This window comes from Idiomarina loihiensis L2TR (assembly GCF_000008465.1).
Lineage (GTDB): Bacteria > Pseudomonadota > Gammaproteobacteria > Enterobacterales > Alteromonadaceae > Idiomarina > Idiomarina loihiensis.
The window spans coordinates 2,435,639-2,448,854 of sequence record NC_006512.1; the positions used below are offsets into that span (position 1 = coordinate 2,435,639).

Sequence of the window (13,216 nt, forward strand, 5' to 3'; positions counted from 1 at the left end):
CGATACGCCTCTACCAAATCAGTTTGTTCAAGTAGAGTGGCATTTCTTACTTCTAATATTACAATCAGCTTTTCATGTTGTTAAAGAGCACGTAACACTGAGTTACCGGTAAATATTCTTGTTTAAGAACACTTAACGCTAACGGTTACGAAGAGAAGAAATGGTGGAGCCAAGCGGGATCGAACCGCTGACCTCCTGCGTGCAAGGCAGGCGCTCTCCCAGCTGAGCTATGGCCCCAGAATGCTTGCCTGAAGCTTCGATAGCGGCGTTGCGCGATTCGTTCAATCAGTCACATACCATCGAGGTATGCTCCTTCAATCATTCAACGTGCGCCTTGCTCTCAAAGCTTCATGCTGCGCGTGCTGACATCGGGGAAAACCCTCTTCTCAACATCGCGGCAGCCCTGACAAGGGAATTTCAAGGTTAGGCAAGGCGAGAGGGTGCAAAGCATACATCAGTATGCGAGTACCCGAACAACGCAGCATAACCGCAGAAATGGTGGGTCTGGGCAGACTTGAACTGCCGACCTCACCCTTATCAGGGGTGCGCTCTAACCAGCTGAGCTACAGACCCAGTTTTCTTCTCTGTCTATATCAAGCCTGCAAACTGTGTGGACACTTACTCACACGGATGTGAGGTAGACAAAAAATGCAGGACGCAATTTTTTGTGTACACAAAAGATAAGCTGTTTTGTAAGGAGGTGATCCAGCCGCAGGTTCCCCTACGGCTACCTTGTTACGACTTCACCCCAGTCATGAACCACACCGTGGTGATCGTTCTCCCGAAGGTTAAACTAACCACTTCTGGTGCAGCCCACTCCCATGGTGTGACGGGCGGTGTGTACAAGGCCCGGGAACGTATTCACCGTGGCATTCTGATCCACGATTACTAGCGATTCCGACTTCACGGAGTCGAGTTGCAGACTCCGATCCGGACTACGACGCACTTTATGAGATTCGCTAACCATCGCTGGCTTGCTGCCCTTTGTATGCGCCATTGTAGCACGTGTGTAGCCCATCCCGTAAGGGCCATGATGACTTGACGTCGTCCCCACCTTCCTCCGGTTTATCACCGGCAGTCTCCCCAGAGTTCCCACCTTTACGTGCTGGCAACTAAGGATAAGGGTTGCGCTCGTTGCGGGACTTAACCCAACATCTCACAACACGAGCTGACGACAGCCATGCAGCACCTGTCTCAGTGTTCCCGAAGGCACTAATTCATCTCTGAAAAATTCACTGGATGTCAAGGGATGGTAAGGTTCTTCGCGTTGCATCGAATTAAACCACATGCTCCACCGCTTGTGCGGGCCCCCGTCAATTCATTTGAGTTTTAACCTTGCGGCCGTACTCCCCAGGCGGTCAACTTAGTGCGTTAGCTGCGTTACTCACGTCTTAATGACACGAACAACTAGTTGACATCGTTTACGGCGTGGACTACCAGGGTATCTAATCCTGTTTGCTCCCCACGCTTTCGTACCTCAGCGTCAGTCTCTGACCAGGTGGCCGCCTTCGCCACCGGTATTCCTTCCAATATCTACGCATTTCACCGCTACACTGGAAATTCTACCACCCTCTTCAGGACTCTAGCATGCCAGTTCAAAATGCAATTCCCAGGTTGAGCCCGGGGCTTTCACATCTTGCTTAACACGCCGCCTACGTACGCTTTACGCCCAGTAATTCCGATTAACGCTTGCACCCTCCGTATTACCGCGGCTGCTGGCACGGAGTTAGCCGGTGCTTCTTCTGCGACTAACGTCAATGTGCTGCGCTATTAACACAACACCCTTCCTCGTCGCTGAAAGTGCTTTACAACCCGAAGGCCTTCTTCACACACGCGGCATGGCTGCATCAGGGTTTCCCCCATTGTGCAATATTCCCCACTGCTGCCTCCCGTAGGAGTCTGGGCCGTGTCTCAGTCCCAGTGTGGCTGATCATCCTCTCAGAACAGCTAGGGATCGTCGCCTTGGTGAGCCTTTACCCCACCAACTAGCTAATCCCGCTTGGGCTCATCTTTAGGTGTGAGGCCCGAAGGTCCCCCACTTTGGTCCGTAGACATTATGCGGTATTAGCCACAGTTTCCCGTGGTTGTCCCCCGCCTAAAGGCAAATTCCCAAGTATTACTCACCCGTCCGCCGCTCGTCAGCAGAGAAGCAAGCTTCTCTCTGTTACCGCTCGACTTGCATGTGTTAGGCCTGCCGCCAGCGTTCAATCTGAGCCATGATCAAACTCTTCAATTAAAAGTAGTTCAATCAACTCAATGAATTACGCGTTTTTGCTTGGCTTCTTTCGAAACCTTGCTGAACACTCATTCAAAAGTTGCAATACAAATATTTCGTTTTGCTTAACTTCTGCAAGTGCCCACACAGTTTGCTTGGCTTGATATAATTGTTAAAGAGCGTTTCTCAGCAACCTTGGCTGCGAGAGGTGCGTATTCTACACACCGTGTGTTTTCCGTCAATACTTTTTTGAAAAAAGATTTTTTAGAAAACTTAGGTTTTCGGCGGCTTCGTTGCCTGCCTTGAACGTGGAGCGCATTTTAGAGATTTAACTCGTCCCGTCAAGCGCTTTTAGCACCTTTCTAACTGTTTTTTTACTGACTGCGTAAAGTTTCAGCAAATGTGATCAAATCCAACATAAATAAAGGGCGTTGGCACATAAAGGCATTGATGCGTAAAATAGAAGCCTGACTAATTACTGGCAAATATGGCGTAACCTCATAATGACTTACAAACGAATCGATACATCTGAATACCCACAACAACTCGCACAGAAGGCAGACCGGGTTAGAGAGATGTTTCGTCCTTTTCACCTTAATGAAGTGGAAGTGTTTGAATCGCCCGCCAGTCACTACAGAATGCGTGCTGAGTTTCGAGTTTGGCACGAAGGCGATGACTTATACTACATTATGTTTAACCCTGAGACGCGTGAAAAAATCCGCATGAATGAATTCATACCAGGGAGCCTGCTTATTAATGAACTAATGAAAGAGCTTATTAGTTTATTAAAGCCGAATGATGTTTTACGTCGCAAACTGTTTCAAGTGGATTTCCTGACTACCACCACCGGTGAAGCCATTATCTCTTTACTCTATCATCGCCCTTTAGATGACCAATGGGAACAGGAAGCCATCCAACTTCGCGAAGCGCTGACCTCTATAGCTAAGGTTGAAGTTATAGGAAGAGCTCGTAAGCAAAAACGCGTGTTATATAAAGAAAGCGTCACTGAAGAAGTTAAGGTTGATGGAAAAAGCTATCTGTCTCTACAAACCGAGAACAGCTTCACTCAGCCAAATGCCATTATTAATCAGCAAATGATCAGTTGGGCTAAACGCCACGCGGGCAACAATTCGCATGACTTATTAGAGCTCTACTGCGGCAACGGCAATTTTACCTTACCGCTGGCTGAGAACTTTAATCGCGTTTTAGCTACTGAAATTAGCAAAAGTTCTGTTGCGGCGGCTCGCGAGAACGCAGAATTGAACAATATTAAAAATGTCACCGTTGTTCGTATGTCTGCCGAGGAGTTTAGTGCAGCGTTAAGTGGAGAGCTGGAATCTAAACGAGCGGCTGATGCTGAGATTCACAGTTTTGATTGTCAAACCGTATTGGTTGATCCACCCAGAGCGGGTTTAGATAAAGACACGTTGAAGCTGGTGTCTCAGTATCAAAGAATAATTTATATTTCCTGTAACCCGGAAACTTTGACAGAGAACATTCATGATTTATCCAGTAGCCATAAAGTGACTGCAGCGGCAATGTTCGATCAGTTTCCCTACACAGACCACATTGAAACGGGCGTTGTTCTGGAAAGGAAGAGTTAACCTTGAACGGGCTCTTCAGCCACCGAGGAAAAATTAAGCTTGCGGCTTAAGCGAAGGTTCGAGACATGGGCATAAATAATGAGACCGGCACCAAATAGAATAATGACAGGTTCACCCCAGTGTCCCAGAATATCGCGTTGAGAATAGATAAATGCTCCTAGCAGTAACAATGACAGCAGGTGCCATTTACCGTGCTTCCGCGCACCACTAATAAGAGATAATAGCCCGATAACAACACTGAAGCCTAAAATGGTGTTTTCCAATAGGTCTTCGCCGATAAAGGCTAAACCCGCCATAGCGAGCAACGGCAGAATAACAGGCAGCAATAAGCAATGAATCGCACACAAAGTGGTGACCCAAATTCCTGCTTTATCCAAATTTTTGGATGCTGTTGCTGACATACTAGAAACGACCTTCTGCATAAACCTAAGCTGTAATATTATAACATACGAAAAGAATAGCCAAGGGAGATCAGAAAAAATTGTTTTCTCAGGCGATACTGATCAAGCAGTTTGAATAGAAAAAGGCAGCACTTCGGTTATTGATTTCGCCCCACAGGCAATCATTAGCAGCCGATCGAACCCTAGTGCTACGCCGGAACACGCGGGGAATCCCGACTCTAACGCCGCCAATAAACGAGTATCTTCGGGTTGTGTGGGCAAATTCAGCTGTTTACGTCGTTGATTATCCTGGTCAAAACGCAGGCGTTGCTCAGCTGGATCAGCAAGCTCATTATAACCATTGGCCAATTCCACTCCCTGATAATAAAACTCAAATCTTCTGGAGACACGCGGATTATGCTGGTCAATTTTGGCCAAAGCAGCTTGCGACTTTGGAAACTCGGTGATGCAAATCGGTATCTCCGCAGGAAACTGGCCTTCTATTAATTCCGAAAATGCCACTTGAAGAATGGTATTTTCATCGTCTTCTTTTGACATCCAGTCCGTTAAAGCGGGTTGTTCAATAAGCTCTTGTCTGATGTTTTCAACACCGCAAGTCGTCAAAGGGTCTTCGCCAAGGTAATCAAGAAAACACTGCTGGTAGGTGATGACTTTAGTTTCCGGCGCGTCACAGACTTCAGTCAGCAGCTCTGAAACTTCAGCAATTAGCTGAATATCGTCGTACCCAACCCGGTACCACTCAAGTAAAGTAAATTCCGGATTATGGAAGCGCCCTATTTCGTCATCGCGCACCACATGGCTCAATTGATAAATATCTTTTCCATAGGCTGCAAGAATTCGCTTCATGGCGTATTCGGGAGAGGTCTGCAAATAGAGTGTTCTATTTCCTGAAGCCAGCGGATACTTGAATTCCGTGGTGAGATTATTCAGATGACAATCGGTTACCCCAAACTGGGACAACAAATGCGTATCGACTTCGGTTACCTTCCTTTCATAAAAAAACTGGCGGACTTGTCGCATGAAATCAGCGCGTTTAACAAGCACTGACCAATCTGCTGCTGGCCGCCAGTCGGTCGTCATATCTATTTACTTTTGAACGCGGGAAACGTATTCGCCCGAGCGAGTATCAACTTTGATCACTTCGCCAATTTGTACGAATAACGGAACACGAACAACCGCGCCAGTGCTCAGTGTGGCAGGTTTACCGCCAGTACCGGCAGTATCACCTTTAAGTCCGGGGTCAGTTTCAGTAATTTCCAATTCAACAAAGTTTGGCGGCTGCACATTAATTGGCTTCCCTTCCCACAGAGTCAAAGTACAAACATCTTGTTCGACAAGCCATTTCTCCGCTTCGCCTACCGCTTTCTCGTCGGCAGGAACTTGTTCAAAGGTTTCGTTATTCATAAAGTGCCAGAATTCACCATCGTTATAAAGATAAGACAGTTCCAACTCAATAACATCAGCGCCTTCAACGGATTCGCCCGACTTGAAGGTTTTCTCAACCACTTTACCGCTGATTAATTTGCGAATTTTAACGCGGTTAAAGGCCTGACCTTTACCGGGCTTAACCATTTCATTTTCAACGATCGAGCATGGCTCGCCGTCCTGCATGATTTTTAAACCACCTTTAAATTCACTCGTACTATAATTCGCCATAACAAGACTTTCCTTTGTAAATGCCTGATCATTTGCGCGCAATAATAAAACAAATAGCGACTTTTTTCAGGTAAAATATGGAGTATTTGCAGCAGTCGCGGAGGCGTAGTGCCTGAGCCAGCGTATCCTATCTCTATAAATGATCGTCCTGACTGGCAGTTTGAGCTGAAACAAGCCTATACCCAGCCAGAAGAACTGCTACGCGCACTCAAACTCGATCCCGCATTATTTAGTGAGGATATCAAAGCCCGTAAGCTCTTTGCTATGCGCGTGCCAAAGCCTTTTGTTGCGCAAATGCAAGTCGGAGACTCTAACGATCCATTATTACGTCAGGTGCTCCCTTTGCACAACGAGTTTGAGTCGGAGCCCGGTTACAGCACCGACCCTCTGCAAGAACAGCAAGGCCCCGTAAATGGTCTTCTGCACAAGTATAAAAGCCGAGTATTGTTGATACTGCAAGGCGGTTGCGCAGTCAATTGCCGTTATTGCTTTCGGCGTCACTTTCCTTACGACGAATTAACTTTCAGCAAACGCCAACTAACGGAGACACTGGAGTACATCCGACAACACCCGGAAATTAATGAGGTGATTCTGAGCGGCGGCGACCCTCTAATGGCAAAGGACGAGCGGCTTAAAGGGTTGATTAACGAATTTGAATTATTGCCCCAACTCACCCGTTTACGTATTCATAGCCGGTTGCCAGTCGTGATACCCTCCCGCCTGACGCATAAGCTTAAAGAAGTGCTCAGCAACAGTCGTTTGCAAAGCGTCTTAGTGCTTCATGCGAATCATGCAAATGAGATTTCTCCTGAGTTAGCCGGGGCACTCGATGACTGGCACCACGCGGGTATCCATTTACTGAACCAGAGCGTCTTGCTCAGCGGAGTAAATGATAATTTAACCGCGCTTATTGAGCTTAGTGAAAAGTTATTTAGTGCCCGGGTTATGCCCTACTATTTGCACCAGCTGGACAAAGTTGAAGGCGCCAGCCATTTCGCGGTTAGTGACGAGAAGGCGCAAGCCTTGTGGCAAAAAATGACTCATGAATTACCTGGGTTTCTGGTTCCTCGCCTGGTCAGAGAGGAAGCTGGTGAACTCAGTAAAACCGCTATCATGCCGGACGGCACTAATACATTAACAGAGGAAAAACTATGAGCGATAACCTGGAAAGTGTAGAAAGCAAACTGCAGGATCATCTTCAGCAACTGTATCGTCAAGTTATTGATGCAGACCAGTACCTTGACGATCTGCGTCAACAAGGCAAAGCCAAGTTCCAGGGCGTTTTCGCCGAGCAAACGGTATTTGAAAGCACAGGCAACCGTTTTCAGCCCTACCTTAATGAAATTGCTGCCAACTTTGAAAAATGGCAGCAGGACAAAGAAAACGAGCAGCAGTTGCAGTTACTGGTACAACAATTACAGTTGATGACTGAAACTCTCGCTCGTCTTAAAGCTATTCGTCAGGCTGGTTAACAAAGGTTTCTTCGAACCACTGAGTCAGCATCTGCTTTTCAAAATATAAGTCATCCCGTCTCATCCTTGATGCCAGGCTGTCGTAATTAAACCCCATATTTTTTACGTGAGCCTGGCCTTCCTTTACAGCTTCTCCTGAGTTACTCATTAAACGATAATCAAATTCCATTCTAGGGAAGTCAATTTCCCGAACAATGCGCACGTAATTTGAACTCGAGCGTCCAAATGTCGGTTCAACCCGGCCGGTTAAATCAACGTCTGTTACGGTAATTTCCAGCTTCTGATCTTCAGGAAGCTTTGCCGCCAACTCCTGAAAATGCTCAGTCAGCTTATCCATCACCTTTTTCTGGTACCGATCACGTAAGCCATCGGCCGGTCGAATATCTGTGTAACTATCAACATCTTTCCAGGAAACTTCAGCCGTACCAGCATATGCTGTAAAGCTACAGGCTAATAACGCCGCTCCCACTATACCTTGAACACGCATGCTATCTTCCTCCCATACAATCGCCAAGGGTGTCATCTCTAGGTTAGAACACAAATAATGAAAAAAATTCCATAAAAAAAGGGGAGCCATCAAGGCTCCCCTTTTCAAAAGTGCGTTGGGAGGCTTACATCATGCCGCCCATACCGCCCATTCCACCCATGTCGCCGCCAGGCATGCCGCCTGCGTTGTCATCTTGTGGGATGTCAGCAATCATTGCTTCGGTGGTGATCATCAGTGCGCCAACAGATGCCGCGAACTGAAGTGCCGAACGGGTTACTTTGGTTGGATCCAGAATACCCATTTCCAGCATATCGCCGTAAGTGTCGTTACCGGCATTGTAACCATAGTTACCTTCGCCAGCACGTACGTTGTTAGCAACCACAGAACCTTCGGCGCCAGCGTTCATTGCGATTTGACGCAACGGCGCTTCCATCGCACGCAGGGCTAAACGGATACCAACGTTCTGTTCTTCGTTGTCACCACGCAGTTCTGCCAGTTTGCTCGCAGCGCGAACCAAAGCAACACCACCACCAGGTACCACGCCTTCTTCAACAGCTGCACGAGTTGCATGCAACGCATCTTCAACGCGCGCTTTTTTCTCTTTCATTTCCATTTCAGTAGCAGCGCCGACTTTAATCACCGCAACACCGCCAGCTAACTTAGCCAGACGCTCTTGCAGTTTTTCACGGTCATAGTCAGACGTAGTGTCTTCCATCTGCTGCTTGATTTGGTTAACACGACCGTCGATAGCGGTATCGTCGCCATTACCGTCAACAACAGTGGTGTTGTCTTTAGTAATCACAACGCGCTTCGCAGTACCTAAGTCTTCCAGCTGCGTTTTTTCCAGCTCCATACCAATTTCTTCAGAAACCACAGTACCGCCAGTCAGAACAGCAATGTCCTGCAGCATAGCTTTACGACGGTCGCCAAAGCCTGGTGCTTTAACCGCAGCAACTTTAACGATGCCACGCATATTGTTCACAACCAGAGTTGCCAGCGCTTCGCCTTCAACGTCTTCAGCAATAATCAGCAGAGGTTTACCGGCTTTAGAAACACCTTCTAATACCGGCAGTAACTCGCGGATATTAGAGATTTTCTTATCAATCAGAAGAATGAACGGATTGTCTAATTCAACCGAACCACTTTCCTGGTTGTTAATGAAGTAAGGAGACAAGTAACCACGGTCGAACTGCATACCTTCAACAACGTCCAGCTCGTCAGTCAGTGCCTGACCTTCTTCAACGGTGATAACACCTTCCTGGCCTACTTTGTCCATTGCCTGAGCAATGATTTCGCCAATAGTGTGATCAGCGTTTGCAGAAATAGTCGCTACCTGAGCAATGGCTTTGCTGTCGGCACAAGGCTGAGAAATTTTCTTCAGCTCTTCAACTGCAGCGATAACCGCTTTGTCGATACCGCGCTTAAGATCCATCGGGTTCATGCCTGCGGCTACTGACTTCAAGCCTTCGTTAACAATGGCTTGAGCCAGAACGGTTGCGGTTGTTGTACCGTCACCCGCTTCGTCATTTGCTTTAGACGCCACTTCTTTAACCATCTGCGCGCCCATGTTCTCGAACTTATCTTCCAGCTCGATTTCTTTCGCAACAGACACACCGTCTTTGGTGATAACAGGAGAACCGTAAGACTTATCTAATACAACGTTGCGACCTTTTGGACCCAGCGTCACTTTTACTGAATCAGCAAGAATGTTAACGCCTTTCAGCATTTTTTGACGTGCTGTGTTACCAAATTTGACTTCTTTAGCTGCCATTTTTGCTTTCCTCTTAAATTCGTTTAGTCGGTTGTGCTAGTAAGCGTTTCTGACGTCTTATTCTTCAACAGCCAGAATGTCGCTTTCGCTCATGATTAAGTACTCTTCACCGTCAATTTTCTCGGTTTTAACACCGTAGCCTTCATTGAACAGCACTTTGTCACCAGCTTTTACGTCTAGTGCACGTACCTCACCGTTATCCAGAATGCGGCCTTTGCCTACTGCTACGATTTCACCGCGAGTAGATTTTTCTGCCGCAGAACCAGTCAGAACAATGCCGCCAGCCGATTTCGCTTCGACTTCGGTGCGCTTAATAATGACTCGATCGTGTAAAGGACGAAGTTTCATTGTTGATAACTCCTCAACCTATTGTTGTTAGTGGTTAATACCCCTAAGGGGCGGATAAAAATGTGTGTGCACATTAAATGGGGGAGGAATTTTTGTTATCAAGGGGGAAGCTCAAAAATTTTTATGCTAATTTGCAAAACTGACAGGCGCTATAGGGAGGTTCTATGACTCAGCAACCACAATTAATTTTATGCACCACAGACAGTTCTGACTCGGCTAAACAGCTGGCGCGTTCTCTACTCGAAAAAAAGCTAGTGGCCTGCGTCAACATAGTGCCTAATATGACCTCTATTTACTCCTGGCAGGGCGAATTGCATGAAGACCAGGAGTGGCTTTTACTGATAAAATCGACTGCGGAACGTTTCAGTGACATAAAAAGTACCATCAGTGCTATTCACCCTTACGATTCTCCAGAATTAATAAGCATCAATATTGAAGATGGTTTACCCGATTATCTGACGTGGATACAGGACTCAGTTAAATGATACAAAGATTCATCACATGTCTCGCAGCCTTAACTCTGGTTTTTGCCGTCGTTGCGCCAGCACATAGTGTGCAGTCGAATCCATTCCAGCAGGACAATCAGTTTTTATCGGTAGATCAGGCTTTTGATTTCGACAGCGAAGTTAATGACAGCAAAGTGACGGTCAGTTGGGTTGTCGCTCCCGAGTACTATTTGTATCAACACCGCTTTAAGGTGGTTCCCGAAAATGCATTAGCAGCAGAACCCGAACTCCCGCAAGGCGAGTCTCATAACGATGAGTTTTTTGGCGAGTCAATTGTATACCGCAACTACGTTGAGTGGTCTTTTACACTTAACCCGGAGTTTTCCGGCGACACCATTACCGTTCAGTATCAGGGCTGCGCAGATGCGGGGTTATGTTACCCGCCCACTGAAAAGCAGATTAAACTCTCCAGTACTAGTGAAACCGCCCCCGCCACCGCACCGCCAAACACCGACAGCAGCCTGTTCGGTATAGGTGAACAACATTTAATCATTACATTGTTACTCTTTTTTGCTTTGGGTATTGGCTTAGCTTTTACCCCCTGCGTGTTTCCTATGTACCCCATTTTATCCGGCGTTGTGCTGGGCAACCGTGAACGTAACTGGAAAAACACACTTTGGCTTTCCTTTATATACGTTCAGGGTATGGCCATTACCTATTCTCTATTAGGCCTGGTTGTGGCATCAGCGGGTATGCAGTATCAGGCTTACTTTCAGCATCCGGTGGTGTTAATTGTTCTTGCAGTATTGTTCGCGCTTTTTGCTTTGAGTATGTTCGGAGCTTATACGCTGCAGCTTCCTATTAGCTGGCAGTCAAAACTGCAAAGCTTTAGCGGCCAGCAAAGCGGAGGCAATATCGTTGGCGTCTTTATTATCGGCGCTATTTCCGGCCTGGTAGCATCACCCTGTACCACAGCCCCCTTGTCAGGGGCGTTACTCTTTATTGCGCAATCGGGCGATATGGTAAGCGGCGTCGCTATTCTTTACGCATTAAGCCTGGGTATGGGCGTGCCGCTTATTCTATTCGGCTTAAGTGGCGGCAAGCTTCTGCCCAAAGCCGGCGCGTGGATGAACGTGGTTAAGCAGTTCTTCGGTTGGCTGTTATTGGCAGTTACCTTATTCTTAATTGAGCGCCTTATTCCGACCAGTATTAGCATGTGGCTGTGGATTTTTTACTTTATTCTCGCCGCCGTATCTCTGGCTGTTTCGATAAGCCAGCCGCTTCGGATCACCACGAAAGTTATCACTATTGTACTCTTAGCAGCGGCGGCTACTACAGGCAGTTACTGGCAGGTTAATAAAGCGCAACTGGAACAAAAAAGTCACGGCCTTTTTACTGTTGTTAGTAATGTCAGCGACATACAACAACAAGTAGCAGAAAGTGACCGATGGGTAATGCTAGACCTTTATGCGGACTGGTGCGTGGCCTGCAAGGAATTCGAGCAGTACACCTTTTCAGATGAGCAGGTTCAGGCGCAGTTTCAGGAGTTTAAACTCATTCAGGCCGATGTTACCCGCAATAACGCGCAAGACGTTGAGATTCTGAGTCGCTACAAGGTGCTGGGGCTACCCACCATTCTGTTCTTTGACCCTGAAGGCAACGAACGCCCTGAATACCGGGTTACCGGTTATATGAACGCTGAGGATTTCAAAAAGCATCTGGAAAAGATAGTTTCCGAGTAAACTTGTGCCTAAATGCGCTGATAAGACCAGTAAAGTGCTGCAATCTTGCTTTTTTTCCCTATAATACTGTTGTTATAGGAACCCAAACTGAAAGTTGTGGTCACTTTTAATAGTTTCCGTAACTTCACAGCAAATGGCGGCACAATGGCAGAACGTTTTAAAATATTAGTGCTCAATGGCCCGAATCTAAATTTACTGGGGCAGCGTGAACCAGAGCTTTATGGTAAGCAAAGCCTGGATGATATCGCTGATTCGCTGGGAGCCATTGCTAAACAACACGCAACAGCACTAGATTTCCGTCAGTCCAATGCTGAACACCAGTTAATTGACTGGATCCAGCAAGCCGCCAAAGACTCCGTAGATTATATTGTGATTAATCCGGCAGCCTACGCACACACCAGCGTGGCATTACGCGATGCGTTATTGGCTGTGAAAATCCCTTTTATTGAAGTGCACCTTTCCAATATTTATCGCCGTGAGAGCTTCCGCCACCATTCTTATTTGGCAGACGTGGCTGACGGTGTTATCTGCGGGCTTGGCGCCCGTGGTTATGAATACGCATTACAAGCAGCTTTAACTACATTGAACAATACAGATAACTAAAGGTAGACGTTAGCATGGATATCCGAAAAATTAAGAAACTGATCGAGCTCGTTGAAGAATCTGGCGTAGCAGAACTGGAAATTACCGAGGGCGAAGAGTCAGTTCGGATTAATCGTTACAGTGCGCAGCCTGCACCGATGCAATACGCGCCACAACCGCAACACGCCCCTCAGCAAGCGCCACAATCAGCTCCGGCAAGCCAGCCAGCGGCTGAACCAGCCAGTGAAGAAATTAGCGGCCACGTTGTTCGCTCTCCTATGGTTGGAACCTTCTACGAAGCTCCATCTCCTGATGCAAAGCCTTTCGTTACTGTTGGCTCTCGCGTTAATGCCGGCGAAACACTGTGCATTATTGAAGCAATGAAAATGATGAACCAGATTGAAGCAGACAAATCCGGTGTCGTTAAACAGATTTTAGTAGATAACGAAGAGCCGGTTGAATTTGATCAGCCACTGTTTATCATCGAATAAA

General features: G+C 47.0%; 13 protein-coding genes, 2 tRNA genes and 1 rRNA gene. 7 read left to right on the forward strand and 9 right to left on the reverse strand.

The features are described from left to right. Positions 1 to 161: 161 nt before the first annotated feature. The 3 genes from IL_RS11665 to IL_RS11675 all read right to left on the reverse strand — a co-directional run bounded on the left by IL_RS11665 (position 162) and on the right by IL_RS11675 (position 2,236). A tRNA-Ala gene (locus IL_RS11665) sits at positions 162 to 237 on the reverse strand. Positions 238 to 496: 259 nt separating this feature from the next. Next, positions 497 to 573 (reverse strand) — tRNA-Ile (locus tag IL_RS11670). A 120-nt stretch (positions 574 to 693) separates the two neighbouring features. After that, a 16S ribosomal RNA gene (locus IL_RS11675) occupies positions 694 to 2,236 on the reverse strand. Positions 2,237 to 2,718: 482 nt separating this feature from the next. Between IL_RS11675 and trmA the strand changes: the two genes are divergently transcribed. Then, positions 2,719 to 3,819: a tRNA (uridine(54)-C5)-methyltransferase TrmA gene (gene trmA, locus IL_RS11680; RefSeq protein WP_016341401.1), complete on the forward strand. Its 1,101-nt coding sequence runs from the start codon at positions 2,719 to 2,721 to the stop codon at positions 3,817 to 3,819. Here the strand turns inward: trmA and IL_RS11685 are convergent. From IL_RS11685 to efp, 3 genes are all read right to left on the reverse strand, one after another. After that, positions 3,816 to 4,220: a MerC domain-containing protein gene (locus tag IL_RS11685; RefSeq protein WP_011235500.1), complete on the reverse strand. Its 405-nt coding sequence runs from the start codon at positions 4,218 to 4,220 to the stop codon at positions 3,816 to 3,818. The two genes, trmA and IL_RS11685, sit on opposite strands and share 4 nt — an antisense overlap. Before the next feature lie 102 nt (positions 4,221 to 4,322). After that, entirely contained in the window at positions 4,323 to 5,300 is a 978-nt protein-coding gene (gene epmA, locus IL_RS11690; RefSeq protein WP_011235501.1) for an EF-P lysine aminoacylase EpmA, read from the reverse strand. Positions 5,301 to 5,306: 6 nt separating this feature from the next. Next, positions 5,307 to 5,876 (reverse strand): elongation factor P, encoded by a 570-nt coding sequence (gene efp / locus IL_RS11695; RefSeq protein WP_011235502.1) that lies wholly within the window; start codon positions 5,874 to 5,876, stop codon positions 5,307 to 5,309. A gap of 108 nt (positions 5,877 to 5,984) precedes the next feature. On the opposite strand from efp, the gene epmB reads away from it, so the two are divergent. Further along, positions 5,985 to 7,031 carry an EF-P beta-lysylation protein EpmB gene (gene epmB, locus IL_RS11700; RefSeq protein ID WP_011235503.1) on the forward strand — a complete coding sequence of 349 codons (1,047 nt, stop codon included), beginning with the start codon at positions 5,985 to 5,987 and terminating at the stop codon, positions 7,029 to 7,031. Beyond that, positions 7,028 to 7,348: a primosomal replication protein PriC gene (gene priC / locus IL_RS11705; protein WP_011235504.1), complete on the forward strand. Its 321-nt coding sequence runs from the start codon at positions 7,028 to 7,030 to the stop codon at positions 7,346 to 7,348. Before epmB ends, priC begins: the two co-directional genes overlap by 4 nt. Here priC and IL_RS11710 read toward each other — a convergent pair. The 3 genes from IL_RS11710 to IL_RS11720 form a co-directional block, all read right to left on the reverse strand. Next, a complete protein-coding gene (locus tag IL_RS11710) occupies positions 7,329 to 7,835 on the reverse strand; it encodes a DUF3016 domain-containing protein (protein WP_011235505.1) in 507 nt (168 codons plus the stop codon). The genes priC and IL_RS11710 overlap by 20 nt on opposite strands. Positions 7,836 to 7,959: 124 nt before the next feature. Continuing rightward, positions 7,960 to 9,606 (reverse strand): chaperonin GroEL, encoded by a 1,647-nt coding sequence (gene groL / locus IL_RS11715; RefSeq protein WP_011235506.1) that lies wholly within the window; start codon positions 9,604 to 9,606, stop codon positions 7,960 to 7,962. Positions 9,607 to 9,663: 57 nt separating this feature from the next. Then, complete coding sequence (locus IL_RS11720; protein WP_011235507.1) at positions 9,664 to 9,954, reverse strand: co-chaperone GroES; 291 nt, start codon at positions 9,952 to 9,954, stop codon at positions 9,664 to 9,666. A gap of 164 nt (positions 9,955 to 10,118) precedes the next feature. Here IL_RS11720 and cutA point away from each other — a divergent pair, with 164 nt between their 5' ends. The 4 genes from cutA (at position 10,119) to accB (ending at position 13,215) form a co-directional block, all read left to right on the forward strand. Then, positions 10,119 to 10,439, forward strand: coding sequence for a divalent-cation tolerance protein CutA (gene cutA / locus IL_RS11725; RefSeq protein WP_011235508.1), 321 nt, complete (start codon positions 10,119 to 10,121; stop codon positions 10,437 to 10,439). After that, positions 10,436 to 12,142 carry a protein-disulfide reductase DsbD gene (locus IL_RS11730; RefSeq protein WP_011235509.1) on the forward strand — a complete coding sequence of 569 codons (1,707 nt, stop codon included), beginning with the start codon at positions 10,436 to 10,438 and terminating at the stop codon, positions 12,140 to 12,142. Before cutA ends, IL_RS11730 begins: the two co-directional genes overlap by 4 nt. 144 nt (positions 12,143 to 12,286) lie before the next feature. Further along, positions 12,287 to 12,745, forward strand: a complete 459-nt coding sequence (gene aroQ, locus IL_RS11735) for a type II 3-dehydroquinate dehydratase (RefSeq protein WP_011235510.1) — start codon at positions 12,287 to 12,289, stop codon at positions 12,743 to 12,745. A 14-nt stretch (positions 12,746 to 12,759) separates the two neighbouring features. Next, positions 12,760 to 13,215, forward strand: coding sequence for an acetyl-CoA carboxylase biotin carboxyl carrier protein (gene accB / locus IL_RS11740; RefSeq protein WP_011235511.1), 456 nt, complete (start codon positions 12,760 to 12,762; stop codon positions 13,213 to 13,215). The last annotated feature ends 1 nt before the right edge of the window (position 13,216 follow it).